The sequence below is a fragment of the Methylobacterium ajmalii genome (assembly GCF_036448855.1).
GTDB classification, from domain to species: Bacteria; Pseudomonadota; Alphaproteobacteria; order Rhizobiales; family Beijerinckiaceae; genus Methylobacterium; species Methylobacterium ajmalii.
In genome coordinates this window covers 1-26,454 of record NZ_JAZFXT010000068.1, presented here as the reverse complement: position 1 = coordinate 26,454, position 26,454 = coordinate 1, and the positions used below count along the sequence as shown (strand labels likewise).

25 protein-coding genes and 1 tRNA gene are annotated in these 26,454 nt (G+C 72.6%); 15 read left to right on the top strand and 11 right to left on the bottom strand.

Annotated elements, in window-relative coordinates:
* Positions 1-17 precede the first annotated feature (17 nt).
* Positions 18-314, bottom strand: coding sequence for an FAD assembly factor SdhE (locus V3T34_RS27665; protein WP_060847824.1), 297 nt, complete (start codon positions 312-314; stop codon positions 18-20).
* Between the two features lie 167 nt (positions 315-481).
* Here V3T34_RS27665 and recG point away from each other — a divergent pair, with 167 nt between their 5' ends.
* Positions 482-2,593 (top strand): ATP-dependent DNA helicase RecG, encoded by a 2,112-nt coding sequence (recG, locus tag V3T34_RS27660; RefSeq protein WP_305077688.1) that lies wholly within the window; start codon positions 482-484, stop codon positions 2,591-2,593.
* Positions 2,594-2,609: 16 nt separating this feature from the next.
* Here recG and V3T34_RS27655 read toward each other — a convergent pair whose 3' ends face one another.
* The 3 genes from V3T34_RS27655 to V3T34_RS27645 form a co-directional block, all read right to left on the bottom strand.
* The gene (locus tag V3T34_RS27655) at positions 2,610-3,548 is read right to left on the bottom strand and encodes an alpha/beta fold hydrolase (protein WP_305077687.1); all 939 of its coding nucleotides are present in this window, start codon (positions 3,546-3,548) and stop codon (positions 2,610-2,612) included.
* Positions 3,549-3,626: 78 nt separating this feature from the next.
* Positions 3,627-3,971, bottom strand: a complete 345-nt coding sequence (locus V3T34_RS27650) for a type 1 periplasmic-binding domain-containing protein (protein WP_060847822.1) — start codon at positions 3,969-3,971, stop codon at positions 3,627-3,629.
* A gap of 198 nt (positions 3,972-4,169) precedes the next feature.
* A complete protein-coding gene (locus V3T34_RS27645; protein WP_305077686.1) occupies positions 4,170-5,531 on the bottom strand; it encodes an AMP-binding protein in 1,362 nt (453 codons plus the stop codon).
* A gap of 363 nt (positions 5,532-5,894) precedes the next feature.
* On the opposite strand from V3T34_RS27645, the gene V3T34_RS27640 reads away from it, so the two are divergent.
* The gene (locus V3T34_RS27640; protein ID WP_060847820.1) at positions 5,895-6,647 is read left to right on the top strand and encodes an invasion associated locus B family protein; all 753 of its coding nucleotides are present in this window, start codon (positions 5,895-5,897) and stop codon (positions 6,645-6,647) included.
* Positions 6,648-6,806: 159 nt separating this feature from the next.
* Here V3T34_RS27640 and hspQ read toward each other — a convergent pair whose 3' ends face one another.
* On the bottom strand, positions 6,807-7,172 hold the full coding sequence (hspQ, locus tag V3T34_RS27635) for a heat shock protein HspQ (RefSeq protein ID WP_060849465.1): 366 nt from the start codon (positions 7,170-7,172) through the stop codon (positions 6,807-6,809).
* Between the two features lie 123 nt (positions 7,173-7,295).
* The gene (locus tag V3T34_RS27630) at positions 7,296-8,351 is read right to left on the bottom strand and encodes an HpcH/HpaI aldolase/citrate lyase family protein (RefSeq protein ID WP_305079616.1); all 1,056 of its coding nucleotides are present in this window, start codon (positions 8,349-8,351) and stop codon (positions 7,296-7,298) included.
* A 462-nt stretch (positions 8,352-8,813) separates the two neighbouring features.
* Between V3T34_RS27630 and V3T34_RS27625 the strand changes: the two genes are divergently transcribed.
* Positions 8,814-10,037: a patatin-like phospholipase family protein gene (locus V3T34_RS27625; RefSeq protein ID WP_305079615.1), complete on the top strand. Its 1,224-nt coding sequence runs from the start codon at positions 8,814-8,816 to the stop codon at positions 10,035-10,037.
* Between the two features lie 233 nt (positions 10,038-10,270).
* On the opposite strand, the gene V3T34_RS27620 is transcribed toward V3T34_RS27625, so the two are convergent.
* Complete coding sequence (locus V3T34_RS27620) at positions 10,271-11,485, bottom strand: UbiH/UbiF family hydroxylase (RefSeq protein WP_305079614.1); 1,215 nt, start codon at positions 11,483-11,485, stop codon at positions 10,271-10,273.
* A 141-nt stretch (positions 11,486-11,626) separates the two neighbouring features.
* Here V3T34_RS27620 and V3T34_RS27615 point away from each other — a divergent pair, with 141 nt between their 5' ends.
* Together V3T34_RS27615 and pncA are read left to right on the top strand one after the other, a co-directional pair.
* Positions 11,627-12,601 carry a quinone oxidoreductase family protein gene (locus tag V3T34_RS27615; protein ID WP_305079613.1) on the top strand — a complete coding sequence of 325 codons (975 nt, stop codon included), beginning with the start codon at positions 11,627-11,629 and terminating at the stop codon, positions 12,599-12,601.
* 60 nt (positions 12,602-12,661) lie between these two features.
* The gene (gene pncA, locus V3T34_RS27610; RefSeq protein WP_331369333.1) at positions 12,662-13,366 is read left to right on the top strand and encodes a bifunctional nicotinamidase/pyrazinamidase; all 705 of its coding nucleotides are present in this window, start codon (positions 12,662-12,664) and stop codon (positions 13,364-13,366) included.
* Positions 13,367-13,416: 50 nt separating this feature from the next.
* Here pncA and V3T34_RS27605 read toward each other — a convergent pair whose 3' ends face one another.
* Positions 13,417-13,659: a hypothetical protein gene (locus tag V3T34_RS27605; protein WP_305079611.1), complete on the bottom strand. Its 243-nt coding sequence runs from the start codon at positions 13,657-13,659 to the stop codon at positions 13,417-13,419.
* Between the two features lie 3 nt (positions 13,660-13,662).
* Complete coding sequence (gene rimO / locus V3T34_RS27600; protein ID WP_305079610.1) at positions 13,663-14,979, bottom strand: 30S ribosomal protein S12 methylthiotransferase RimO; 1,317 nt, start codon at positions 14,977-14,979, stop codon at positions 13,663-13,665.
* A gap of 176 nt (positions 14,980-15,155) precedes the next feature.
* Here rimO and pabB point away from each other — a divergent pair, with 176 nt between their 5' ends.
* The 3 genes from pabB to V3T34_RS27585 are packed head-to-tail and all read left to right on the top strand — an operon-like array spanning position 15,156 to position 17,990.
* The gene (gene pabB / locus V3T34_RS27595; RefSeq protein ID WP_305079609.1) at positions 15,156-16,550 is read left to right on the top strand and encodes an aminodeoxychorismate synthase component I; all 1,395 of its coding nucleotides are present in this window, start codon (positions 15,156-15,158) and stop codon (positions 16,548-16,550) included.
* On the top strand, positions 16,547-17,158 hold the full coding sequence (locus V3T34_RS27590) for an anthranilate synthase component II (protein ID WP_305079608.1): 612 nt from the start codon (positions 16,547-16,549) through the stop codon (positions 17,156-17,158). Before pabB ends, V3T34_RS27590 begins: the two co-directional genes overlap by 4 nt.
* On the top strand, positions 17,145-17,990 hold the full coding sequence (locus V3T34_RS27585; protein WP_331369332.1) for an aminotransferase class IV: 846 nt from the start codon (positions 17,145-17,147) through the stop codon (positions 17,988-17,990). The genes V3T34_RS27590 and V3T34_RS27585 overlap by 14 nt, the downstream gene beginning before the upstream one ends.
* Before the next feature lie 137 nt (positions 17,991-18,127).
* Here V3T34_RS27585 and V3T34_RS27580 read toward each other — a convergent pair whose 3' ends face one another.
* A complete protein-coding gene (locus tag V3T34_RS27580; protein ID WP_060847812.1) occupies positions 18,128-18,352 on the bottom strand; it encodes a hypothetical protein in 225 nt (74 codons plus the stop codon).
* A 202-nt stretch (positions 18,353-18,554) separates the two neighbouring features.
* Between V3T34_RS27580 and V3T34_RS27575 the strand changes: the two genes are divergently transcribed.
* The 6 genes from V3T34_RS27575 (at position 18,555) to V3T34_RS27550 (ending at position 25,699) form a co-directional block, all read left to right on the top strand.
* Complete coding sequence (locus V3T34_RS27575; RefSeq protein WP_305079606.1) at positions 18,555-20,150, top strand: ABC transporter substrate-binding protein; 1,596 nt, start codon at positions 18,555-18,557, stop codon at positions 20,148-20,150.
* A gap of 10 nt (positions 20,151-20,160) precedes the next feature.
* A complete protein-coding gene (locus V3T34_RS27570) occupies positions 20,161-21,171 on the top strand; it encodes an ABC transporter permease subunit (protein WP_091882414.1) in 1,011 nt (336 codons plus the stop codon).
* The gene (locus V3T34_RS27565) at positions 21,171-22,082 is read left to right on the top strand and encodes an ABC transporter permease subunit (protein ID WP_305079605.1); all 912 of its coding nucleotides are present in this window, start codon (positions 21,171-21,173) and stop codon (positions 22,080-22,082) included. Before V3T34_RS27570 ends, V3T34_RS27565 begins: the two co-directional genes overlap by 1 nt.
* A gap of 8 nt (positions 22,083-22,090) precedes the next feature.
* Complete coding sequence (locus tag V3T34_RS27560) at positions 22,091-23,149, top strand: ABC transporter ATP-binding protein (RefSeq protein ID WP_305079604.1); 1,059 nt, start codon at positions 22,091-22,093, stop codon at positions 23,147-23,149.
* Positions 23,146-24,144 carry a peptide ABC transporter ATP-binding protein gene (locus tag V3T34_RS27555; protein ID WP_305079603.1) on the top strand — a complete coding sequence of 333 codons (999 nt, stop codon included), beginning with the start codon at positions 23,146-23,148 and terminating at the stop codon, positions 24,142-24,144. Before V3T34_RS27560 ends, V3T34_RS27555 begins: the two co-directional genes overlap by 4 nt.
* Before the next feature lie 85 nt (positions 24,145-24,229).
* On the top strand, positions 24,230-25,699 hold the full coding sequence (locus tag V3T34_RS27550) for an adenylate/guanylate cyclase domain-containing protein (RefSeq protein WP_305079602.1): 1,470 nt from the start codon (positions 24,230-24,232) through the stop codon (positions 25,697-25,699).
* Between the two features lie 43 nt (positions 25,700-25,742).
* Here V3T34_RS27550 and V3T34_RS27545 read toward each other — a convergent pair whose 3' ends face one another.
* Positions 25,743-26,120, bottom strand: a complete 378-nt coding sequence (locus tag V3T34_RS27545) for a VOC family protein (protein WP_048430973.1) — start codon at positions 26,118-26,120, stop codon at positions 25,743-25,745.
* A 179-nt stretch (positions 26,121-26,299) separates the two neighbouring features.
* Here V3T34_RS27545 and V3T34_RS27540 point away from each other — a divergent pair.
* A tRNA-Ser gene (locus V3T34_RS27540) sits at positions 26,300-26,389 on the top strand.
* Positions 26,390-26,454 lie beyond the last annotated feature (65 nt).

Here is a 26,454-nt window from a genome sequence, read left to right as displayed (position 1 = left end):
CGCTAGTCAGAGCCGCCTCACAGATCCACCGGCGCCCCGTGCTGGTGGAACGCCTTCATCCGGCGATAGACCGCGGTGTCGTAGTTCGACGGCGCCTCGGCCTCGTCGGTGATCCAGCGGAACAGGTCGCGGTCGGGCACCTCGATCAGGAGCTCGAAATCGTCGAGTTCCTCCTCCGTGAGGGTCCCGATCTCGGCATCCGCGAAGCGGCCCATGATCAGGTCCATCTCCCGGGTGCCCCGGTGCCAGGAGCGGTAGAGGGTGCGGCGGCGGCGCGGATCGAGGTCGGCGCTGGTGCGGGTGGTGCCGGTCATCGCGAGACAAGTCCTCGGGCTTTTCCGGACGGCTTTACCGTCCGGGGCGCGGGTGCGAAACCCTTCCCCGCCCATATGGGGCGCGAAGCACGCGATGCGACACGCAGCGTCCCGCAGCCGCGCCGCCGTGGTGTATAGAGCCCCGACCTCCCTCCGCTCCCGCCCCGATGTCGCTGCGTCCCTCCCTGCTCGATCCCCTGTTCGCCCCCGCGACCGTGTTGCCGGGGGCCGGTCCCAAGGTCGCCGTGCTGATCGACAAGCTCGTCGGCACGCCGGAGCGCCCGGCCCGGGTGGTCGACCTCCTGTTCCACCTGCCCCAGCGCGGCATCGCCCGGCAGCTGCGCGGCTCGATCGCCGAGGCGCCGCCCGGCGAGCCGGTGACGCTCGGGGTCACGGTGGTGGCCCACCGCCCGCCGCAGACGGCGGGCCGAAAGCCGTTCCGGGTGCTGGTCGAGGACCAGACCGGCGACATCACCCTGGTGTTCTTCAACCTGCCGCGCGCCCGCATCGAGAAGATGCTGCCGCTCGGCAGCCACCGCTACGTATCGGGCCGGATCGAGCTGTGGGACGGCTTTCGCCAGATGGTCCACCCCTCCCGCATCCTCGACGAGAAGGGCCTGGCCGACCTGCCGGCGGTGGAGCCGATCTACGGCGCCACCGAGGGCCTGACCTCGCGGGCGATCGGCAAGCTCGCGGTCTCGGCCCTCGACCGGCTCCCCGTCCTGCCCGAGTGGCAGGACCGCGCCTTCCTCGACCGCCAGGGCTGGCCGGCCTTCGCCGATGCGCTGCGCACCGAGCACCGCCCGGCGGAGGCCGCCGAGACCGAGGAGGACCTCAAGACCCCGGCGCGCCGGCGCCTCGCCTACGACGAGCTTCTGGCCTCGCAGCTCGCCCTGGCGCTGGTGCGCAGCCGGATGCACCGCCCGCCCGGCCGCACCAATGTCGGCGACGGTGTCCTGTCGCGGCGGATCGAGGCCGCCCTGCCGTTCGGGCTCACCGGCGCGCAAACCCGCGCGCTCGCCGAGATCCGCGGCGACATGGGCTCGGACCGGCGCATGCTGCGCCTGCTGCAGGGCGATGTCGGCTCGGGCAAGACCGCGGTGGCACTGCTCGCCATGGCGTCCGCGATCGAGGCCGGCCGCCAGGCGGCCATGATGGCGCCGACCGAGATCCTGGCCCGCCAGCACGCCGAGCGCCTGCGGCCGCTGGTCGAGACCGCGGGTTTGAGGCTGGCGCTGCTCACCGGCCGCGACCGGGCGGCGGAACGGCGCGCGACGCTCGCCGGCCTCGCCGACGGCTCGATCCACGTCGTCGTCGGCACCCACGCCCTGTTCCAGGACGACGTGGCGTTCCACGATCTCGGCCTCGCGGTGGTGGACGAGCAGCACCGCTTCGGCGTGCACCAGCGCCTGGCGCTCGGCGCCAAGGGCGCGGCGGTGGACGTGCTGGTGATGACCGCGACCCCGATCCCCCGCACGCTCGCGCTGACCTGCTTCGGCGACATGGAGGTCTCGGTCCTCGACGAGAAACCGGCCGGGCGCCAGCCGATCAAGACCGTGCTGGTCTCGACCGACCGCCTCGAGGAGGTGACGCTGGGGCTGGAGCGGGCGCTCGCCAAGGGCGACCGGGTCTACTGGATCTGCCCGCTCGTCGCCGAATCCGAATACGTCGACCTCGCCGCCGCCGAGGAGCGGTTCTCGGCCCTGCGCGAGCGCTTCGGCGAGGCGGTCGGCCTCGTCCACGGCAAGATGGCCGGCAAGGACAAGGACGAGGCGATGGAGCGCTTCGTCGCCGGCGACACCAAGATCCTGGTCTCGACCACGGTGGTGGAGGTGGGCGTGGACGTGCCGGCGGCCACCGTGATGGTGATCGAGCACGCCGAGCGCTTCGGGCTGGCGCAGCTGCACCAGCTGCGCGGCCGGGTCGGGCGGGGCTCGGGCGCCTCGACCTGCCTGCTGCTGTTCAAGGGGCCGCTCGGCCAGGTGGCGCGAGCGCGCCTCGAGATGATGCGCGAGACCGAGGACGGTTTCCGGATCGCCGAGGAGGACCTGCGCCTGCGCGGGGAGGGCGAGGTGCTGGGCACCCGCCAGTCGGGGCTGGCCGCCTTCCGGCTGGCCCGGCCGGAGGTCGACGGCGACCTGATCGTGGCCGCCCGCGACGACGCCAAGCTCGTCGTCGAGCGCGATCCGGGGCTGAAGTCCGAGCGCGGCCAGGCCCTGCGGGCGCTGCTCTACCTGTTCGAGCGCGACGCGGCGGTGAAGCTGCTGCAGGCGGGATAAGGGGGCGGGCGAGGAATCAAGCGGGACCGGCCGGCCCGCGCAGCCAGCCGTCGAGGCGTCGCAGGAAGGCGCCGCGCCCGCCGTCGGGCGCCCGCAGCGCGTGGTCGCCGCCCTCGACCAGGTCGAGGGTGAGCCGCGCCCGCGGGTTGCGCGCGAGGAGGCGCTCACGGCCCTCGACCGCCGCGGCGACCGGCACGCTGCGATCCGCCGTGCCGTGCGCCATCAGGATCGGGATCGCGAGCGCGGCGAGGGCGGGGCCGGCATCGATGCGCAGCCAGGAGGCCCAGTAACGATGGGTGTGGCCGCGCCAGATGTGGGCGGTGTCGTCGGGGGCCGCCTGGATACGGGCGAGGGCGGCGTCGGCGTCATCCCAGCCCTGGGCGTCGGCGATCAGCCGCATGCTCTCCCGGCCTGGGATCGCGCCCGCGCCGACCACCACGAGATGGGTCAGGCCCGGCACCCGCGCGGCCACTGGCGGGGCGACGGCGCCACCCTCCGACACGCCGATCAGGACCCGGCGGGGCGCCGCCGCCGCGCCGGCGACAGCCCAGCGGGTGAAGGCGGTCGCGTCGGCGGCGAGCGTCGGATAGTCGGTGTGACGGCGATAGGCGTCGGAGCAGCCCGCGACGCCGGTGTCGCGCGGGAGCACCCCGCGCTTCTCAAGGCCGACGACGCGCCAGTTGCCCGGCATGTCCTCGAACCATTCGCGCACGAACCAGGACTGGGAGAGGCAGCCCGAGCCGCCGAGCAGAATCAGCGTGCCGTCGCGGCCGCTGCCGTCCCCGATCATCGCCGTGTAAACGATGCGCTCGCCCAGGCCCGGAATCGCGACCCGCATCTCGGTCGGGGGCCGGGCGAGGGAGCCAACGGCGTACGAAGCATAGGTCCCGAGTGCCGGCGCGCAGCCGGACGCCGCGATGCCTGCGAGCACGAGCAGCGGCGCCTGCCTGAACATGGAATCCCACCCCGCCTTGACCCTAGGTCATGACCCTACGGGGCGGCCCCAGTCGCGGCAACGCGGGAGTGTGAAAAATCAGAATTCCGGCTCGTTTAGCACCCGCGTGCCGATGCGGCTCTGCAGGTCGATCGGGGCGCCGGTCTGCTGGCCGGCGGCGTCGACCTCGATCACCGGGACGCCGGCACCGCGAAGCCGCTCGCGCAGGCGCTCGGACTGGAGGCGGAAGGTGCCGCCGGTGTCGCGGCGCGGGACGTGCAGCAGCACGGCCGCGGGGTTCGGCATCATCGCCAGGACATCGTCCGCCGCCTCGAGTGAGGCGGTGACGCTGGCATAGCCCAGCTCGGCCAGCTCCGCGGAGAGGGCCCGGTCGACGGCGCGGTGGCCATCGTCCACGACGAGAACTTTTTGCAGCGCACCCATGTTCAAGCGTTAGCCGATCGCGCGCCTTTCGTGAAGGCACCGGGGCAGTAACGCCGTGAGCCGACAAAGGTTCACCGTCCGGGCGGCCGCCGGACGGCGCCCCGGGCCCGGACGGGCGCCCCGGATCACCCGCCAACTATCTGCAGACAATCGACTTTCTCGGCCTCGGCGCGGGGCCGGAATTTTGCCGGCGCCGGATCAGACCTCCGCGACCGCGGTGGCGACGCCGGCGAAGAGCGATGGCCGGAAGCGGGAGGGCATCCACCCGTCCTGATTTTCCTCCCGCGTGATACCGCGATGCAACATCCGGGCGGTGCAGGCCGCGCCCCGGAAGCTCAGGCGGCCGTCCGGATCACGGCGGAGCTGGATCAGCCCGGCCCGGTCGGCGGTCCTGTCGGGGATCGGGGCGACGCGCTCGGGCGCCAGGGCGGCCCGCTCCGGGGCCAGCGCGGCCCTCTCGGGCGCCATCGCGGCCCTCTCGGGGGCCGCCAGGACGAGGCCGACATCCTGGGCGTCGCGCCGGCCGCACAGGAGCGCGGTCTCGTCGAAGGCCAGGATGTCGACGACGCCGGCCCGGCCCGGCAGGCGGCCGCTGAGGCGGCAGGGCGCCCGGTGGACGTAGGCCAGGGTGCGCAGGCGGCCCGCCACGGTGGTGCGGGCGAAGCCCGCCTCCATCCAGGCCGGGGCGACGAGGTGGGTCGGCACCGGCTGGTCGAGGGCGGCCGAGAGGGTGCCGGCCTCGAAGACCGGGTGGCATTCGAGGGTGGCGCCGGCGAGCAGCGCGGCGGCGAGCCCGGTGGCGAGGCCCTTGAGGTCGCTCGGCGGCACGAGGCTGAGGATCCGGTCGCCCGGCTCGACCCGCATCGGCGCCAGGCAGCCGGCGGCGGCGGCGGTCAGCGCCTCGGCCTCGCGGCGCACCGCCACGGGGGCGCCCGCGGGCTCGGGCGGCGGGCCGGCGGGCCCGGCCGGGGGAGCGCCCGGCAGTGCGAAGGTCACGAGGCCGGCGGCCGACGCGGTGCCGAGGGCGGCGGCGTCGCCCCGGTGGTCGAGGACGACCTGGTCGAGGCTCAGGACGCCGTCCGGGACGTGCGGGCCGAAGGCGGCGACGAAGCGCAGCGGGAAATAGCGCATCGCGACCCGGCACATCGTCTCGGCGGGTCGCTCGGCCCCAAGCACGCCCTGGGTCAGGATGGCGAGGATCTGGGCCGACTCGACGGCCTGGAGCAGGCGGTCCTCGTCCCAGGTGACCGGCAGCAGGCAGGGGACGTGGCCGGCCTGCTCGATCGCCAGGAAGGCGAGATGCGCCTCGGCCATGCCGGCCATGCACAGGCCGACGGGGCTCCGCGGCGGCAGCCGGAGCTGCTGTAGCCCTTCGGCGAGGCGCGCGACGATCTCGCGGGCGGCCGCGAAGGTCCAGGCGATGGCGGGACGGCCGCACCAATCCGGCTTGCTCGCCTGGTCGACGAAGGCGATGCGGGCGGGGTGCCGGTCGGCGACGGCGGCGAGGAGCGCGCACAGCCCCATCGGCGCGGAGGCGGGCACGGGCATCGCGGCGGGCATCTCGGGCTCCGCGGCGCCGAGGAACGACGCGTCGTCTCGTCTCATCATCGCCAGAGCCGCCACCGCCGTCACCCCGCCCGCCCCTTGAGCCCACCGGGCATCCTGCCGCGGCATGGTTAAGGGTGCTTTAAGCCGCCCGGCCCCCTCGCGGTCGGCGGCCGTATCGGCTAAGGGGCCCTCGGCCGGCAGCCGGCAGGCCTTGCCTTCGCCTCAATCCGGGGGAAAGCAGGCGCCCCGGAGGCCGGGCGGAGCCCTGCGGTCGCGCTCCGCTGCCGCCGGCGCACCCGTCCCGCGGGTCCGCGCGCCATCGGCCACCGACGTTCTTGCCGTTCGGCTTTCTGCCGCTTGAGGGGTCCACTCCTGATGTTCTTCGCGAATCGTCCCGCGCGCCCGCACCAGGTCGCCACCGCTTTCGCCCTGGCCGGCCTCGGGCTCGGTCTCGCGACCGCCCCGGCGCTCGCCCAGCCCAAGAAGCCCGCCGCCCCGGCGCCGGCCGCCCCCGCTCCCGCGGCGCCGGCCGCGCAGGGCCAGCAGCAGACCGGCCCGATGGTCGTGCAGGTGAAGGCCGAGCCGTCCCAGGCCGACTGGACCAAGGTCTGCGGCAAGGACCAGGGCAGCGGCAACGAGGTCTGCTACACCACCCGCGACTTCGTCTCCGACCAGGGCCAGGCGGTGCTGGCCGTCGCGGTCTACGACATGAAGGGCCCGCAGGGCTCGAAGGTGGTGCGCTTCCTGATGCCGCTCGGCCTGCTGCTGCAGCCCGGCATCCGCTTCACCGTCGACAACGGCCAGCCGACCCCCGGCCGCTACGCCGTCTGCTTCCCGAACGGCTGCTTCGCCGAGGCCCCGGGCCTGAAGGACGACGTCGTCGCCGCGATGAAGAAGGGCACCACCCTGAACGTCAGCGTGCAGAACCAGATGCAGCGCGAGGTCACCTTCGCGGTGCCGCTGGCCGGCTTCGGCAAGGCCTTCGACGGCGCCCCGATCGACCCGAAGGTGCTCGAGGAGCAGCAGAAGAAGCTCCAGGCCGAGCTCGAGAAGCGCTCCGAGGAGATGCGCAAGCAGCTCGAGCAGAAGGGCGGCGCCCCGGCGGCGGCGGCGACCCCGGCCAAGTAAGGGCCCGGGCCGAGGATTCGGTCGGCGTCGCGGGCCCGTGGGCCCGCGACCGGCTACGGGAAAGGGCCGGGCGGCGACGCCCGGCCCTTTCCGTTTGGGTGACGACTCGGAAGACCTCGGGCGAGGGACGCCTCCCGGGGCGAGGGACGCCTCCCGGCCTCAGTTCGCCGCGTCGCCCCGCATGCGGTAGCCGCCCTGCGCGTCGCGCTCGAACATCTCGGCGATGCGGGCGTGGCGCAGGGCCTCGCCGGATTCGTCCGGCACCAGGTTCTGCTCCGAGACGTAGGCGACGTACTCGGTCTCCTGGTTCTCGGCGAGCAGGTGGTAGAACGGCTGGTCCTTGGACGGCCGCACCTCCTCGGGAATCGCCTGCCACCATTCCTCGGTGTTGGCGAAGACCGGGTCGACGTCGAAGATGATGCCGCGGAACGGGTAGATCCGGTGGCGCACGACGTCGCCGATGTTGAACCGGGCGAGGCGGATGACCGCGCCGGACGGCGCGGCGTCGGGCTGCGGGGCGGGCATGGCGGAGGTGGTCTGTCCGAAGGGCATGGGCGTCAACATAGGATGACGGGGGCGGGATTGCACCGGCGCGCGGGCCGCGCCGCGCCGGGGCCCGCCCCCGCGGGCCTCACGATGCCGGGAGCGTCACGCGTCCAGGCCGTAGGCCCGGGCGAGGTCGGGGTCCTTGGCGGCGACGAGCTTGGCGAGGTTCACGATCACGCTGGCCTGCTTCCAGGTGGCGTCGTCCTGCATCTTGCCGTCGAGCATCACCGCGCCGGTGCCGTCGGGCATCGCCTCCAGGATCCGCCGGGCGAAGGCGACCTCGGCGGTGTCCGGGGCGAAGACGCTCTTGGCGATGGCGACCTGGCTCGGATGCAGGGTCCAGGCGCCGGCGCAGCCCATCAGGAAGGCGTTGCGGAACTGGACCTCGCAGGCGGCGGCATCGGAAAAATCGCCGAACGGGCCGTAGAACGCCTTGAGGCCGTTGGCCTGGCAGGCATCGACCATCCGGGCGATGGTGTAGTGCCAGAGGTCCTGCTGCACGCTCGACCGCTCGGAGGTGCCGGGCGTCGGGTCGGCGATGACCTTGTAGTCCGGGTGCCCGCCGCCGACCCGGGTGGTCTTCATGCCGCGCGACGCCGCCAGATCCGCCGGCCCCAGGCTCATCCCGTGCATCCGCGGCGAGGCGCAGGCGATGGCGTCGACGTTGGCCACGCCCTCCGCCGTCTCCAGGATGGCGTGGATCAGGATCGGCTTCGTCACCCCGGCCCTCGCCTCGAGCTGGGCGAGCAGCTGGTCGACGTAGTGGATGTCCCAGGGTCCCTCGACCTTGGGCACCATCACGACGTCGAGCTTGTTTCCGACCTCGGCCACGATCTCCAGGAGGTCGTCGAGCAGCCACGGGCTGTTGAGGGCGTTGACGCGGGTCCACAGGCCGGTGCCGTGCCGGGCGAAGTCCACGTCCCGCGCCATGGCGATGAAGCCCTTGCGGGCGTTCAGCTTCTGGTCGGCCGGGACCGCGTCCTCGAGGTTGCCCAGCACCACGTCGACCTGCGTCGCGAGTTCCGGCACCCGGGCCCGGACCTTGTCGTTGTGCGGCGGCACGAAGTGGATCATGCGCTCCAGGCGCACCGGCAGCTCGCGGAACGGGGCCGGGGCCCCGGTGGCCAGGGGCTGGAAGAAGCGGCGCGGCAGTTTCATGGGCGTATCGTCTCCGACCCCGGCGAGCCCGTCCTCGCAACGAGCGCGACCGTGCCCGAGGGTTAGTGCAGGCGCGGCGCGGCCGTAAAGGGCCTGGCGTCTCGGCAGAAGGTCGGGCGGGACGATCGCCGGTCCCGGGCCCGCCCACCGGAAGGAGGGCCGCCCGCAGGCATGCACCCGGAGCCGGCCGGGCCGCGATCCGTCTTCGCCCACCGGCTGCAAGTCGTCGCTTGTCGATCCCGCCGTTCCCGGTCCAGCAATATTGCCCTAACAGCGCCATACCGACGCCGGATTGTCGACATGACCCGCGCCGGACTGGCATCCCGGATCCCTGTGGCACGGGAATTTCGTGCACGATCGATGGACTTCCTGCCTTCGCCGGCCGTTTCGCGGGCGCGGCATGGAACGTGGGCCCGAGCTTGACGTTCACCGGATGAGGCGGGCGGCGGAGGATCGACACTCATGTCGCGAGAGATGAGCCGACGCCGGCTGGCCGGCGCGGTGATGGCAACGTTCGCCCTGGCGGCGACGGGACCGGCCCGGGCCGGCACGGTGGCGGACCGGCAGCGCTCGACCGTTCGGGCGAGCTTCACGGCCGAGGAGCTGGCAGCGGCGCGCCCGGAGGGGCTGCCCGCCGCGGTGCGGCTGCCGGGCGACGACCCGGCGGCGTTCAGGACCTTCATCGGCGACGCCGCGATGGCGTCCCGCGCGCCCTGGCTCGCCCTGTCGGGCGGCGGCGAGAACGGCGCCTTCGCGGCCGGCCTCCTCAAGGGCTGGACCCAGGCCGGCACGCGGCCGGAGTTCGGCGTGGTCACCGGCGTCTCGACCGGCGCGCTGATCGCCCCGTTCGCCTTCGTCGGCGCCTCACAGGACGGCGCCCTGGAGAAGGCCTATACCGATACCTCGGCGGCGGACGTGTTCGAGTTCGGCGGCGGACAGGAGAGCCTGACCGACACCTGGCCGCTCAAGCGCGGCATCGAGCGCAGCGTCACACCCGCGCTGCTCACCGCCGTGGCGGCCGAGCACCGCAAGGGGCGGCGCCTCCTCGTCGTCACCACCGAGCTCGATTCCCTGCGCCCGACCCTGTGGGACATGGGCGCCATCGCGACGGCCGGCGGGCCCGCCGGGCTCAAGCTGTTCCGCGAGGTGATGCTGGCCTCGGCGGCGATCCCGGGCATCTTCCCGCCGGTGATGATCGATTCCGCCGGCCGCGACGGCAAGCGCTTCCAGGAGATGCACGCCGATGGCGGCGCAACCGCGCCGTTCTTCGTCGCGCCGGGCCGCGCCCTGCTGGAGCAGGTGGCGGGTGCCTCCCCGGCGGAGGACCGGCTGCCGGCACCGGAGGTCTACGTCGTCGTCAACACCTCGCAGGCGCCGGACTTCCAGGTCGCCCAGCGCTCGATGCTGAGCATCCTCGGCCGCTCGCTCTCGGCGATGATCAAGGCCCAGACCGCCGGCGCCATCGCGGTGACGAAGGCATTCGCCGCCCGCACCGGCACGCCGATCCACGTCGCCACCATCGACCAGCGCTTCGGCCAGGTCTCGCAGGCGCCGTTCGAGCAGGGTTACATGCGGGCGCTGTTCGCACACGGCGAGCGGCTGGGGCGGGCCGGCACCGCCTTCGACTGGTCGCCCGACACGATGGCGACCAGCTCGACCCGCCGCAGCGCCAGCAACGCGCCGTAGAACGGTGAACTCCGGTCATCGCCCCGTCGAGGCCGGATCGACGCCGACATCGACAATCCAGCCGTGTCGTCCCGGGGCTCGCCGAAGGCGAGAACCCGGGATCCATAGTTGCTGACTTTAAAGAACGAGGCGGACCGCTTTCCGATTCATCCTGAATCGTCAGCGGTTATGGATCCCGGGTTCCCCTGCGCGGCCCCAGGATGACCCCGAGGATGTGAGAACGCCAGGGATACTCACCCCCGCATCAGCGTCGGCGTACCAAGGCGCGGGGTCACGCCCTCGCGCATCACCAGGCGGCGCAAGGGGGCGATGGTCGAGAGGGCCAGCAGCCCCGCGCCGCGGGCGAGGTCGCTCGGCAGGAAGGCGGTGAGCAGGCTGCGGTTGAGGGTGTCGACCGCGCCGGTGCGCAACCGGGCATCAAGGGCCCGGCCGCGGGCGAAGCCCGCCAGCACCGCCTCCGAGCCGGGATCGCGCATCCCCTCCGCCACCGCGTCGCGCAGCGCCGCGGCGTCGCGCAGGCCGAGGTTCAGCCCCTGCGCGCCGATCGGCGGGAAGACGTGGGCGGCCTCGCCGACGAGCGCCAGCCGCGGCCCGACCGGGCGCGGCACCGAGAGGCCGCGCATCGGCACGAGGCCCCGCGGCCCGTCGATCCGCATCGCACCCAACATCGACTGCGCCTGCCGCTCGATCGCCGCGGCGAGCGCCGCGTCGTCGAGGGTGCTCAAGGCCTCCGCCCGCGCCTCGGCCGAGACCCAGACCAGGCTCGAGCGGCGCCCGCCCGGCAGCGGCACCAGGGTGAAGGGTCCCTCGCGGGTGTGGAACTCGGTCGAGACCTCGCGGTGTTCGCGGGCATGGGCCAGGATCGTGGTCAGGGCCTTCTGCGGATAGGTCCAGCGCCGCGCGGCGAGGCCCGCCGCCTCGCGCAGGGGCGAGCCGCCGCCATCGGCCGCGACGACGAGGCGGGCGGCGACGCGGCCGCCTCCGTCGAGCGCCAGCACCGTCCGGTCGGCCTCGACGGTGCGGCCGGCGGCGTCGTGCTCGACGAGGGTCAGGTCGGGCACCGCCCGGGCGCGGGCCCGCAGGGTCTCGACCAGGCGGGCGCTCTCGACGTTCCAGCCGAAGGCGTCGAGGCCGATCTCCCGGGCGACGAAGCGGGCCGGCGGCGGGCGAAACAGGCTGCCGGTGTCGTCGATCAGGTGCATCTCGGCGAGCGGCGCCGCCTGCGGCTCCAGCGCCTCCCAGGCACCGAGCGCGCGCAGCAGCCGCACCGAGCCGTCGAGGAGCGCCACGGTGCGCCCGTCGGCCACGGGGGCGTGGCGGCCGACGAGGGCGGTGCGCACCCCGTCGCGGGCGAGCGCCAGGGCGGTGGCGAGGCCGACCGCGCCGGCGCCGACCACCGCCACGTCGTAGAGGGGTCCTTCGGTCTGCGGGTCGGCGGTCTGGCTCACGACGGCGGTCCTCGATCGATGCGTGCGGGAGATCTGGGTCATGCAGGGCCGGTCCGCCATCGCGGCCATTGCCGCAGCCCCGCCGCCACCTATGATCCGCCCGGAGACCAAGACCAAGAGACACCGAGACGGGAGCGGACGATGCCCAAGGCGATCCGGATTCACGAGTACGGCGGCCCCGAGGTGATGCGCTACGAGGACGTCACGGTGGGCGAGCCCGGCCCCGGCCAGATCCGGGTGCGCCAGAGCGCGATCGGCGTCAACTTCATCGACATCTACTTCCGCTCCGGCTTGTACAAGGCGCCCCAGCTGCCCTTCACCCCCGGCAACGAGGGCGCCGGCACCGTGGTGTCGGTGGGCGAGGGCGTCACCGGCTTCACACCCGGCGAGCGGGTCGCCTACGGCTCGGCCTCCGGCACCTACGCCGAGGAGGTGGTGATCGACGCGAAATCCGTCGTGCGCGTGCCCGACGGCATCGACGACGACACCGCCGCCGCGATGATGCTGAAGGGCCTCACCACCCAGTACCTGCTGCGGCGCACCTACCGGGTCCAGCCCGGCGACACGATCCTGTTCCACGCCGCCGCCGGGGGCGTCGGCCTGATCGCGACGCAATGGGCCAAGCATCTCGGCGCCACGGTGATCGGCACAGTCGGCTCGCCCGACAAGGTCGCGCTCGCCCGCGAGCACGGCTGCGACCACGTCATCCTGTACCGGGACGAGGACTTCGCCGCGAAGGTCAAGGAGATCACCGGCGGCAAGGGCTGCCAGGTGGTCTACGACGGCGTCGGCCAGGCGACCTTCCCGGCCTCGCTCGATTGCCTCCGGCCCTTCGGCTATTTCGTGAATTTCGGCAGCGCCTCGGGGCCGGTGACGCAGTTCGACATCAACCTCCTGGCCCAGAAGGGCTCGCTCTACGCCACCCGGCCGACCCTGTTCACCCACACCGCCGACCGGGCGGTGCTGGACGAGATGGCCGCCGACCTGTTCGAGGTGGTGAGGAGCGGCGCGGTGAAGATCCCGGTCCATGCCCGGGCGAAGCTCGCCGACGCGCAGAGGGTCCATGCCGACCTCGCCGGGCGCCAGACGACGGGCGCCACGGTGATGCATCCCTGATAGGCTGACGCTGCGGCATCCGGGACGTCCCAGCCCCGGATGCCCGGAGACCGCGGCACCATGCACCCGACCGAGACCGACCTTCTCCTCGTCATCGACGTCCAGGCCGACTTCCTGCCCGGCGGCGCGCTCGCGGTGCCGGACGGGGACGCGGTGATCGGACCGATCAACGCGCTGGGGCGACGCTTCCGGCACGTCGTCCTGACCCAGGACTGGCACCCGGCCGGCCACGCCTCCTTCGCGACGAGCCATCCGGGCAGGCAGCCCTTCGAGACCGTGCAGCTCCCCTACGGCGAGCAGGTTCTGTGGCCGGAGCACTGCATCCAGGGCACGCCCGGCGCGGAACTCTCGCCGAAGCTCGACCTGCCCCACGCCGAGCTGATCCTGCGCAAGGGCTACCGGGCGGGGATCGACAGCTACTCGGCCTTCCGCGAGGCCGACCGCACCACCCCGACGGGGCTCGCCGGCTACCTGCGCGAGCGCGGCCTCACCCGGGTCTTTCTATGCGGGCTCGCCACCGATTACTGCGTCGGCTGGAGCGCCCTCGACGCGCGGGAGGCGGGGTTCGCGGCGGTGGTGGTGGACGATGCCTGCCGGGGGATCGACCTCGGCGGCTCGCTGGCCCGTGCCTGGGACGCCATGGCGGCGGCGGGGGTGGAGCGGGGCGATCGGGGGGTGAGGGTCAGCCCCAATCCTCGGGCCGGCCCCACTTGCGGTCGAACGACCGGGCGATGTGGCGGGCATAGAGCAGGCCACCGGCGCTGAGGACCAGAGCGGTCACCGCCACCTGAATGGTCAAGGTCCAGGTCAGCATGTCAGTCCTCGCTGCGCAGGAAAGTGAGCGCACCCTGTCCTACGCAATGTAGGACGAGTCCGGTCACGAGCCAAACGAGGCTCTTCGGCCATGCGTTCGTTAGGTCCGCGACTGTCGGGATGATCACCCCGGCGCCGATGACACCGAGCGCCAGGGTGTTGAAGAAGCCCGCGAGCAGCTTCAGCCGCTCGTTAGCACGTTTGGCCGCGAGCTTGCGGGCCTTGGTGCGCGCCGCCTCATCCAAAGCCTACACCGCCACCCCGTGCAGGTCGTAGGCATCCGCCGACTCGATCTTCACCGTCACGATATCCCCCACCCGGACCGGGCGGCGGAAGGCGACGTGGACGTTGCCGTCGATCTCGGGGGCGTCGTACTTCGAACGGCCCTTGGCGACGGTGGGACCGGCGGCGTCGATGATCACCGGCAGGCGCTTGCCGACCTTGGCCTTCTGGAGCTTGAGCGAGACCGCCTGCTGCGTCTCCATGAAGCGGCGCTGGCGCTCGGCCTTCACCTCGTCCGGCACCGCCTCCGCCACCGCGTTCGCGGGCGCGCCGCGGACCGGCTCGTACTGGAAGCAGCCGACGCGCTCGAGCTTGGCCTCCTTGAGCCAGGTCAGAAGCTCCTCGAACTCCTCCTCGGTCTCGCCCGGGAAGCCGACGATGAAGGTCGAGCGGATGGCGAGGTCCGGGCAGGTGGTGCGCCAGGAGCGGATGCGCTCCAGCATCTTCTCCTGGTTGCCGGGGCGGCGCATGCGCTTCAACACCGTCGGGCTCGCGTGCTGGAGCGGCATGTCGAGGTAGGGCAGCACCTTGCCCTCCGCCATCAGCGGGATGACCTCGTCGACGTGCGGGTAGGGGTAGACGTAGTGCAGGCGCACCCAGGCGCCGAGCTCGCCCAGTTCCTTGGCGAGGTCGTAGAACCGGGCCCGCACCTCGCGGTCGCGCCACGGGCTGGTGGCGTAGCGGGTGTCGATGCCGTAGGCGCTGGTGTCCTGCGAGACGACGAGCAGTTCCTTGACGCCGGCCTTCACCAGCTTCTCGGCCTCGCGCAAGACATCCGCCGCCGGACGGCTGACGAGGTCGCCGCGCAGCTGCGGGATGATGCAGAAGGTGCAGCGGTTGTTGCAGCCCTCCGAGATCTTCAGGTAGGCGTAATGCCGCGGCGTCAGCTTGACGCCCTGGGGCGGGACGAGATCGAGGAACGGATCGTGCGCCGGGGGTACCGCCTCGTGGACCGCCGCCACCACCGACTCGTAGGCCTGCGGCCCGGTGACCGCGAGCAGGTTCGGGTACTTCTCGCGGATCTCGTCCGGCTGCGCGCCCATGCAGCCGGTGACGATCACCCGGCCGTTCTCCGCCATCGCGTCGCCGATCGCCTGCAGCGACTCGGCCTTGGCCGAATCGAGGAAGCCGCAGGTGTTGACGATCACCACGTCGGCGCCGTCGTGCTTGCGCGCCAGCTCGTAGCCCTCGGCCCGCAGATGGGTGAGGATGCGCTCGGAATCGACCAGCGCCTTGGGGCAGCCGAGCGACACGAAGGAGATCTTGGGGGCGGGTGCGTTCATGGCGATGAGGGGATGCGGCGCCGGCCCACGGCCAAGGGGGCAGCGAGCGGGATCAAGGATTTAGGGAAGGGTGCTGGGGCAGGGCTCTAGCACAGGGGAGGGCGGGCGTCACGGGGCGGGCCTTCCGACCGACGGACGGCTTCCGCTCTCCCCCCCGCCTCCGCTATCACGGCGCCATGTGGAGCCGCCCGTTTCCCCCGCTCGATCCCGCCGATGCGGCCGCCCGCCTGCGCGGGGCCGGCCTCGGCCGGCTGGCCCTCCTCGACAGCGCGATGCGGCACGATACGCTCGGGCGCCATTCCTACCTCGCCGCCGCGCCGTTCGGGACCTTTCGCGCCCGGGACGGCCGGGCGACCTGGAACGGCGCGGCGGTGCCGGGCCCACCCCTCGAGGCCCTGCGGGCGGTGCTGGCGCCCTACCGGATCGAGGCCGATCCCGACCTGCCGCCGTTCCAGGGCGGCGCGATCGGCTATTTCGCCTACGATCTCGGCGCGAGCCTGGAACGGGTGGTGGCGCCGGCCCGGCGGGCCGGCCTCACCGACGACCTCGCTGTCAGCCTCTACGCCACGGTCGTCGCCTTCGACCATCGGACGGGCACCTGCCGGCTGATCGCCACCGGCTTTCCCGAGACCGATCCCGACGCCCGGGCACGCAAGGCCGCGCGCGACCTCGACGCCCTGGCGGCGGCCCTGAGCCGGCCGGCGCCCGAGGGCGCGCCGGCCCCGGTCGCGCCGCTCGCCTGGCGCTCGAACTTCACGGCCGAGGCCTACGCCCGGGCGGTCGAGCGGGTGCGCGACTACATCCGGGCCGGGGACATCTACCAGGCCAACATCGCCCAGCGCTTCGAGGCGACCCTGCCGCCGGGCTTCGACGCCTTCGCGTTCTACCGGCGGCTGCGGGCGCGGAACCCCGCGACCTTCGCGGCCTATCTCGAGGGCGACGGGCTCACCCTCGCCTCGTCCTCGCCCGAGCGCTTCCTGCGCCTCGATCGCCGCGCGGTCGAGACCCGGCCGATCAAGGGCACGGCGCGCCGCGCGGACGACCCGGCGCAGGACCGGGCCCGGGCCGAGGCGCTCGCCACCGATCCCAAGGAGCGGGCCGAGAACGTGATGATCGTCGACCTCCTGCGCAACGACCTGTCGCGGATCTGCGCGCCGCACAGCGTCGCGGTGCCGACGCTGTGCGGAATCGAGACCTATGCCGGCGTCCACCACCTCGTCTCGGCGGTGACCGGCACGCTGAAGGAGGGGGCGGACGGGCTCGATCTGCTGGCCGCGACCTTCCCGGGCGGCTCGATCACCGGGGCGCCGAAGCTGCGCGCCATGGACATCATCACGGAGATCGAGGGCGATGCCCGCGAGGCCTATTGCGGGGCGATCGGCTGGATCGGGTTCGACGGCAGCCTCGACACCAGCATCGCGATCCGCACGGTGATGCTCGACGACACCCGCGCCGTGCTCCAGGCCGGCGGCGGCGTCACGCTTCTGTCCGACCCCGAATCCGAGTATCGCGAGACCCTGACCAAGGCCGAGCGGGTCTTCTCGGCCTTCGCGACCGGGGAGGGCGCATGATCCTCGTCGTCGACAACTACGATTCCTTCGTCTTCAACGTGGTGCGCTACCTCGAGGAGCTGGGCGAAACGGTCCGGGTGGCGCGCAACGATGCCCTCGACGTCGCGGGAATCCGGGCGCTCGCCCCGCAGGCCGTGGTAATCTCGCCTGGGCCCTGCAGCCCGACGGAGGCCGGGGTGTCGCTTCCCGCCATCCGCGAACTGTCGGGCGCCGTGCCGCTGCTCGGCGTCTGCCTCGGCCACCAATGCATCGGGGCGGCCTTCGGCGGCTGGGTCGAGCGGGCGGCGCGACCCCTCCACGGCCAGGCGACGGCGATCGCGCACGAGGGGCGGAACCTCTTTTCCGGCCTGCCGGCGCCGCTGACCGTCGGGCGCTACCACTCGCTGATCGTGACGCCGCAGCCCGGCATGGCCGAGCAGCTGAGCGTCGACGCGGTCTCGCCCGAGGGCGAGGTGATGGCGCTCTCGCATCGCCGCCACCCGACCTACGGGGTGCAGTTCCATCCGGAATCGGTGCTGACCGAGCACGGCCACGCCCTGTTCGGCAATTTTCTCGATCTCGCCCGGCGCTGGCACGCGGAGGGAGGGGCGGACCGTGCTGTGGCGTGAGGGCGCGCTCCGCGAGGACACGGTTCTGCCCTTCGACCTCGCCGACCGGGGCCTGCTGCTCGGTGACGGGGTGTTCGACACCGCGCTGGCGCTCGGCGGCCGCGTCGTCGAGGAAGAGGTGCACCTGGCGCGGCTGGGGGCGGCCGGGATGGCGCTCGGCTTCGCGATCGACCTCGCCGAGGCCCGGGCGGCGATGCGGGCGGTGGCGGCGTGCCATCCGCGCGCCGCGATCCGCACCACCGTGACCCGCGGTGCCGGCCCGCGCGGCCTGCGCCCGCCGGCCGCGCCCCGGCCCGTCCTGTGGGCCGCCGTCGCCCCGCTGCGACCCGGCACGGCGTTCTCGGAGGTCTCCCTCGGCTGGAGCGCGATCCGCCGCAACGAGACCTCGCCGGCCTCGCGCCACAAGACGCTCGGCTACCTCGACGCGGTGCTGGCCGCCGAGGCGGCGGCGCAGGACGGCCACGACGAGGCGGTCTTCCTCAACACCGCCGGGCGGGTCGCCTGCGCGGGCATCGGCACCCTGTTCGCGGTCTCCGGACGCGAGGTGGCGACGCCGCCCCTGGACGAGGGGGTGCTCGCCGGCATCGTGCGCGCCCGGGTGCTGGCGCTCGCCCCCGGCCTCGGGCTCGACGCGGCCGAGCGGCCGCTGACACCCGAGGATCTGGCGCGAGCCGAAGCGGTCTTCCTCACCAATTCCCTCCGGCTGGTCGCGCCGGTGCGGCGGATCGGGGACCGGGATTATGCCAGCGCCGGGCACCCGGCGGTGCTGGCCCTGCGCACGGCCCTGTCGCGGGAGATCGCGCAGGCCTGCGGGATGGCGGTGGAGGGCTGACGGCGGCGCCCGCCTCTGCGGGCAGAACAGCCCGGAAGAACGACCGAGACGAGAAAGCGCGGGTTTCCTCCTCTCCCCGCCGGCGGGGAGAGGGGGGAGGGTTCAGGAGCCGGTCTTCGAAAGCTTCGGGCCCGCGCTCACTCCGCCTGCGCCGCCATCCGGTGGCGCAGCTCCGCCACCCCGACCGCCTCGCGGGCATAGGCGAGGCCGAGCTCGACCCGCAGGGCGCGCAGGGCCTCCTCCGTGTGCCCGGTCGGCAGGCCCCGGCGTCGGCGCTCGTCCAGCACCGCGAGCTGCCGGGCGATGCCGCGACAGGCCTGCGCGACCGTGCGGTGCTCCGCGGCAGGTGAGGATTCAGGCACCACGCAGCCTCCGAACCGACCGCCGCGACGGCGGTGCGCGCCGACGATCCGTCCGAAACCAGACACGAGTCCAGGCGCGACCGCAATCGGCCGGAGGTTACGCGACTGTGCGTCCCATCGGCGGGGGCCTTGCGAAAAAGATCGGAAACCCGCCAGAAGTGGCGCAAGCAAGGCCGTCAGGCCCTCGATCGGAGAGCAGAGCATGAAGCGCGCGTCCCTGGCGGTGGTTCTCGGTACCGCGACCGCCCTGGCGGCAACCCTGCCGGCCGGCGCCAAGACGCTGGTCTACTGCTCCGAGGGCAGCCCGGAGAATTTCTACCCGGCGGTGAACACCACCGGCACCTCGTTCGACGCCGGCTCGCAGATCTACTCCAACATCGTCAATTTCGAGCGCGGCACCACCAACGTGGTGCCGGACCTCGCCGAGAAGTGGGACGTGTCGGAGGACGGCAAGACCTACACCTTCCACTTGCGCAAGGGCGTGAAGTGGCACTCCAACAAGATCTTCAAGCCGACGCGCGACTTCAACGCCGACGACGTGATCTTCTCGTTCGAGCGGCAGTGGAAGGAAAACAACCCGTTCTTCCGGGTGACCAGCTCCAACCACACCTACTTCAACGACATGGGGCTGCCCAAGCTCCTGTCGTCGCTCGACAAGGTGGACGACTACACGGTCCGCTTCACCCTGACCGGGCCCGAGGCGCCCTTCCTCGCTGACCTGGCCATGCCCTTCGCCGCGGTCCAGTCGAAGGAATACGCCGACGCGATGATGAAGGCCGGCACGCCGGACAAGCTCGACCAGGAGCCGATCGGCACCGGGCCGTTCTACCTGCTGCAGTACCAGAAGGACGCGATCGTCCGGTACCGCGCCTTCCCGCAATACTATGCCGGCAAGGCCGCCCTCGACGACCTGGTCTTCGCCATCACGCCGGATGCCTCGGTGCGCTGGGCCAAGCTCCAGAAGGGCGAGTGCCACGTCATGCCGTACCCGAACCTGGCCGACGTCGACGCGATGCGCAAGGACGCAAACGTCCAGGTGCTGGAGCAGCCCGGCCTCAACATCGGGTACCTGGCCTACAACACCAAGAAGAAGCCGTTCGACGACGTGCGCGTGCGCAAGGCGCTGAACATGGCGATCAACAAGAAGGCGATCATCGACGCGGTCTACCTCTCGACCGGCATCGCCGCCAAGAACCCGATCCCGCCGACGATGTGGTCCTACGACGACGCGATCAAGGACGACCCCTACGATCCGGACGCGGCCAAGAAGCTGCTCGCCGAGGCCGGCCTCGGCAGCGGCTTCGCAATGGACCTGTGGGCGATGCCGGTGCAGCGGCCCTACAACCCCAACGCCCGCCGCATCGCCGAGCTGATGCAGGCCGACCTCGCCAAGATCGGCGTGAAGGCCGAGATCAAGTCCTACGAGTGGGGCGAGTACCGCAAGCGCGCCCAGGAGGGCGAGCACCAGACCGCGATGTTCGGCTGGACCGGCGACAACGGCGATCCCGACAACTTCCTCCACACCCTGCTCGGCTGCGCCGCGGCGGAGAAGGGCGGCGGCAACATCGCCAAGTGGTGCGACAAGACCTACGACGACCTCGTCACCAAGGCCAAGACCGTCACCGACAAGGCCGAGCGCACCAAGCTCTACGAACAGGCGCAGGTGGTGTTCAAGCAGCAGGCGCCGTGGTTCACCATCGCGCACGCGGTGCAGCTGAAGCCGGTGCGCAAGGAGGTGGTGGACTTCAAGCTCTCGCCGTTCGGCCGCCACACCTTCTACGGCGTGAGCCTGAAGTAACGGCTCCCCCGTGCTCCGCTTCCTCCTGACCCGCGCGTCCCTGGTGATCCCGACCTTCCTCGGGATCACCCTGGTGGCGTTCTTCCTGATCCGCCTGGTGCCCGGCGACCCGATCGAGACGATGGCGGGGGAGCGGGGCATCGATCCGGTGCGGCACGCGGAACTGCGCGCCGAGTACGGCTTCGACAAGCCCCTGCTCGTCCAGTACGGCATCTACCTCGAGCGGCTGGCCCACGGCGACCTCGGCCGCTCGATCAGCACCAAGGAGCCGGTGATCGCCGAGTTCGCCAGCCTGTTTCCGGCGACGATCGAGCTCGGGGTGTGCGCGATCCTGTTCGCGCTCCTCGTCGGCCTGCCGGCCGGCATCCTGGCGGCGCTCCGCCGCAACTCGGTCTTCGACCACGGGGTGATGGGACTGTCGCTCACCGGATACTCGATGCCGATCTTCTGGTGGGGCCTGCTGCTGATCCTGCTGTTCTCGGTGCAGCTCGGCTGGACGCCGGTCTCGGGCCGCATCGACGTGCGGTACTTCATCGAGCCGGTGACCGGCTTCCTGCTGATCGACACGCTGCTCTCGGACGAATCCGGCGCCTTCGCCTCCGCACTCTCGCACCTGATCCTGCCCGCGGTGGTGCTCGGCACCGTGCCGCTCGCGGTCATCGCCCGCATGACCCGCTCGGCGATGCTGGAGGTGCTCGGCGAGGATTACATGCGCACCGCCCGCGCCAAGGGCCTGCCGGCCTGGCGCATCGTCGGGCTGCATGCGCTGCGCAACGCCCTGATCCCGGTCGTCACGGTGATCGGGCTGCAGGTCGGCGTGCTGTTCACCGGCGCGATCCTGACCGAGACGATCTTCTCCTGGCCCGGCATCGGCAAGTGGCTGATCGAGGCGATCGGCCGGCGCGACTACCCCGTCCTCCAGGGCGGCATCCTGCTGATCGGCGCGGTGGTGATGGCGGTGAACCTCATCGTCGATCTCGCCTACGGTCTCGTCAATCCTCGCATCCGGCACGCCCGCTGATGAGCGCCGAGCTTCTCGACACCCCCGCCGCCTCGGTGCCCCCGGCCGGCCCGCCGCACCCGCTCGCCGAGTTCTGGACGAGCTTTCGCGCCAACCAGGGCGCGGTGATCGGGCTGGCGATCATCGTCGCGGTGTTCCTGATGGCGGTCCTTGCCGACGTGATCGCACCGCATCCGCCGAACCTCACCAACGACGCGGCCTTCCTCAAGCCTCCGTTCTGGCAGGAGGGCGGGTCGCTCACCTACCCGCTCGGCACCGACGCGATCGGCCGCGACATCCTCTCGCGCCTGATCCACGGCGCCCGGCTGTCGCTGTCGATCGGCGTCGCGGTCGTGGCGGTGTCGATCCTCGTCGGCACGATGCTGGGGCTCGTCGCGGGCTTCATCGGCGGTGCCACCGGCATCGTCATCATGCGGGTGATGGACATCATCCTGACCCTGCCGTCCTTGCTGCTCGCCATCGTCATCGTGGCGATCCTCGGCCCCGGGCTGATGAACGCGATGCTTGCGGTCGCCGTGGTGGTGCTGCCGCATTACGTCCGCATCGCCCGCGCGGCGGTGATCGCCGAGAAATCGAAGGACTACGTCACCGCCGCCCGCGTCAGCGGGGCCGGCCCCTTGCGCCTCATGCTGTCGGAGGTGCTGCCGAACTGCGCCGCGCCGCTCATCGTCCAGGCCTCGCTCGGCGTCTCGACGGCGATCCTCGACGCGGCGGCGCTCGGCTTCCTGGGGCTCGGCGCCCAGCCGCCCTCGCCGGAATGGGGCACGATGCTGGCCGATGCCCGCGAGTTCGTACTGCGCGCCTGGTGGGTGGTGACCTTCCCGGGCCTCATCATCCTGGTCACGGTGCTGGCCTTCAACCTCGTCGGGGACGGTCTTCGCGATGCCCTCGATCCCAAGCTGAAGCGGTGAGGCGCCCGATGCCGCTCCTCGACATCCAAAACCTCTCCGTCGCGTTCCCGTCCGCCGGCGGGACCCTGCGCGCCGTCGACGGCGTCAGCCTGACCCTGGAGGAGGGGGAGGTGCTCGGCGTCGTCGGCGAGTCGGGCTCGGGCAAGAGCGTGACCATGATGGCGCTGATGGGCCTCGTCGCCTATCCGGGCCGGGTCTCGGCCGACCGCCTCGCCTTCGCCGGCCGCGACCTCTTGGGGATGCCGTCGCGCGAGCGCCGCCGCCTCACCGGCCGCGACGTGGCGATGATCTTCCAGGAGCCGACCACCAGCCTCAATCCCTGCTTCACGATCGGCTTCCAGATCACCGAGTCCCTGCGCCAGCATCTCGGGCTCGATCGCACGGCCGCGAAGAGGCGGGCGATCGAACTTTTGGAGCAGGTCGGCATCCCGGCGGCCGAGAGCCGGCTCTCGTCCTATCCGCACCAGCTCTCCGGCGGCATGAACCAGCGGGTGATGATCGCGATGGCGATCGCCTGCAACCCGAAGCTCCTCATCGCCGACGAGCCGACGACGGCGCTCGACGTCACCATCCAGGCCCAGATCCTCGACCTGCTGCTCTCGCTCCAGCGCGAGCGCGGCATGGCGCTTGTGCTCATCACCCACAACATGGGCGTGGTCGCCGAGACCGCCGACCGGATGATGGTGATGTATGCCGGCCAGGTGATGGAGGAGCAGCCGGCGAAAGCCCTGTTCGCCGCGCCCCAGCACCCCTACACCGCGGCGCTGCTGGCGGCGCTCCCGGAGCGCAGCGAGGGCGGGCGGCTCGCCACCATCCCGGGGGTGGTGCCGGGCCTCTACGACAGGCCGCGCGGCTGCCTGTTCTCGCCGCGCTGCACCTACGCCACCGATCACTCGCGCGAGGAGCGCCCGGCCCTGCGGCCCTGGCAGGACGGCGCCGTGCGCTGCCACTACCCGCTCGGCGATCCCTCCCGCGACGCCCGCATCCGTCGGGACCACCCTGCCGGCGCAAGCGCCGGTGCCGGCGCAAGCGCCGAAACGCCCACCATCGCGGAGGCCGTCCGGTGAGCGCCCCCGTCGTCGTCGCCGACGATCTCCGCCAGACCTACGAGATCCGCCGCGGCCTCTTCCGGGAGCCGGCCCGGCTCCAGGCGGTCGGCGGCATCTCGTTCTCGATCGAGCCCGGCCGGACCCTGGCGGTGGTCGGCGAATCCGGCTGCGGCAAGTCGACCCTCGCCCGCATGGTGACGCTGATCGAGCCGCCGACCGACGGCCGCCTCACCCTCGACGGGATCGACGCCGTCGACCCGCCGTCGTCCGAGCGCCGCCGCCTGCGCCGCACCGTGCAGCTGGTATTCCAGAACCCCTACGGCTCGCTCAACCCGCGCAAGCGCGTCGGCGCGATCCTGGAGCAGCCGCTCGCCATCAATACCGGCCTGTCGGGGCCTGAGCGCCGCGAGCGGGTGCGGGCGATGATGGCGAAGGTCGGCCTGCGCCCGGAGCACGATGCGCGCTACCCGCACATGTTCTCGGGTGGCCAGCGCCAGCGGATCGCCATCGCCCGCGCCCTGATGCTCTCGCCCAAGCTCGTGGTCGCCGACGAGCCGGTCTCGGCCCTCGACGTGTCGATCCAGGCCCAGGTGCTCAACCTCCTGGCCGACCTGCAGGCGGAACTCGGCCTCGCCTACCTGTTCATCTCCCACGATCTCGGCGTGGTGCGCCACATCGCCCACGACGTGCTGGTGATGTATCTCGGGCTCGCCATGGAGCAGGGGCCGAAGGACGCGATCTACGCCAACCCCCTCCACCCCTACACCCAGGCCCTGATGGCGGCGACGCCGGGCGTCGGGCCCCGCACCCGCGACCGCATCGTCCTGCGGGGCGAATTGCCCTCGCCGCTCCATCCGCCGCAGGGCTGCGTGTTCTCGACCCGCTGCCCCCACGCCACCGACCGCTGCCGCCAGGAGCGGCCGGCCCCGCGGCCGCTCGCCGGCCGGGCGGTGGCCTGCCACTACGCCGAGGACTTCCTGGAGGGGGCCGAGGGGCGGGCGGTCGCGGTCTGACCGCCGGATCACGGTCCCGGGGCTACGCGCCGGCCGTCCCGTGCCCTACCATAAAGGGAGTAGCGGGAGGCCAGCGACCGGATCCGTGAGCGAGCCCATCGCGGCGGCCGAGCCGTCGCCCGACCCCCTGTCGAAACCGAGGGCCGCGCGCCTCGCCCGCGCCGGGCTCGCCCGGATGCTCGCGTTCCGCACCAGCCTGCGGGTCGCGCGCCTGCGCCACTGGCTCGCCGGCCGGCTGCCGCCCCGGGCCCGCGGGCGGCTGGCCGAGAACGTGCGCCAGGCCGAGCTCGCCGGCCTCGCCTTCGCGTTCCGGGCCCGCGCCGTCGCCATCGCCGTGGTGGCGCTGTGGCTCGTCGTGCTGGTGCCCTGGCCGCGCGGCCTCTACTACCTCGCCGGCGCCGGCCTGTTCTTCGTGCTCGGCACGATTCCCTACGCGTTGCGCCGCCATCCCCGCGCCTGGGCGATCAAGCTCGCCTTCACGGTGCTCGACGTGGCGCTGATGAGCGCCGTCATCATCGTGCCGCCGCCGGCCGGCCTCGGGATCGACTGGCCGATCCAGACCCGGCTGCGCACCCCGGAATTCCTCTACGTGCTGCTGCTGCTCGGGGAGGCGGCGCTGACCTACCGGCCGCTGGCCGTCCTGTGGACCGGGACCTGGATCGCCGCGATCTGGTCGCTCGGCGTCTGGCTGGTCTACGGGCGCGAGGACACCGTGCGCTTCGCCGACGCCGCGCATGACGGGGCCCTCGGTGCCGAGGAATCCCTGCGGGTCTTCCTCGATCCGGCCTATGTCGGGCTGACCCCGCTCTGGACGCAGGTGATCGTCACCGGCCTGTTCACGCTGCTGCTCGCCATCGCGGTGTGGCGCGGCCGGGGCACGATGCTGGCGCAGGTGCGCGCCGAGGTGGTGCGGGCCGACCTCGCCCGCTACGTCTCGCCCGACGTCGCCGACGCGCTCGCCGCCCGGGCCCATGCGGGCTTCGGCGCGCCGCAGACCCGGGTGGTGGCGGTGCTGTTCGCCGACGTGATCGGCTTCACGGGCATGAGCGAGGGGCTGGGCCCGGAGCGGGCCTTCGCGCTCCTCGGCGGCTTTCGCGAGCGCAGCTGCAAGGTGGTGTTCCGCCATGCCGGCACCCTCGACAAGTTCCTCGGCGACGGCTTCATGGCGACCTTCGGCGGCCTCGACGGGCGCGGCGACGGCGCCGCGCGGGCCATCGCCTGCGCCCTCGACCTCCAGCACGAGATCGACTCCTGGAACGCCAAGCGCACCGCCCGCGGGGCCGAGCCGGTGCGGGTCGCGGTCGGCGTGCATTGCGGCCCGGTGGTGATCGGCACGATCGGCGCCGACCAGCGGGTCGAGTTCACGGTGATCGGCGACGTCGTCAACGTCGCGAGCCGCCTGCAATCCGCCACCCGCGAGGTCGGCGGCCGCATCCTCGCCTCCGACCACTGCCTCGCCGCCGCCGGCCCGGCGGCGGCGGGCCGCTTCACCCGCTCGCTGCCGCTCACCCTGCGCGGCCGCAGCCAGCCGATCGTCGTCCACGTCGCCGAGTAGGGCCGGGCGGGACCGGTCCCGCGGGTCGCTGCCGGGGAGGGGTTCAGCCCCGCTGCAGGATCTCGATGCGCACGCCGTCCGGCCCCTCGAAGAAGGCGATGCGCAGGCCCGGCCGCACGTCGGTGATGCCCGAGACGAGCGGGATGCCGCGCCCCGCGAGGTCCGCCACCGTCGCCTCGATGTCCTCGACCCGCAGGCCGATATGCTCGATGCCGAGGTTGGGCGGCGTCGCGGCAGGCCCGGTGCCCTCCGGCGCCTGCTCGATGAACATCGTCATCCCGCCGAGATCGAGGATGACCCGGCTCGGGCGCTCACCGCCCTCGCGCCCCGTCTCCCGCGCGCCCAGAACCTCGCCGTAGAACCGCGCCGCCGCCGCGGCGTCGCGGCTGCGCAGGTGGAGGTGGTCGTACCGATAGCCCATGCGGCTCTCCCTTCGGGACGCATCCGATCGCGCCCCGCCGTCACGGCCCGCACGGTACGGCGCGGGGCGGCCCGGCGATAGGCGTCCCGGGCTGGGTCCGCAGACCGCCGGCCGCGGTTGACGCACCGCGCCGCGCCGCCCTACAGAAGGAGCACCCGGACCCACGCGCGTCCGCGGCCGGAAGGGTGGCCGAGTGGTTTAAGGCAGCGGTCTTGAAAACCGCCGTGGGGGCAACTCCACCGTGGGTTCGAATCCCACCCCTTCCGCCAGAAATTTCAATGACTTAGGTGAGATCGCCCGACGCGGACTTCGTCGGACTCCGCCGTGTCTGTGC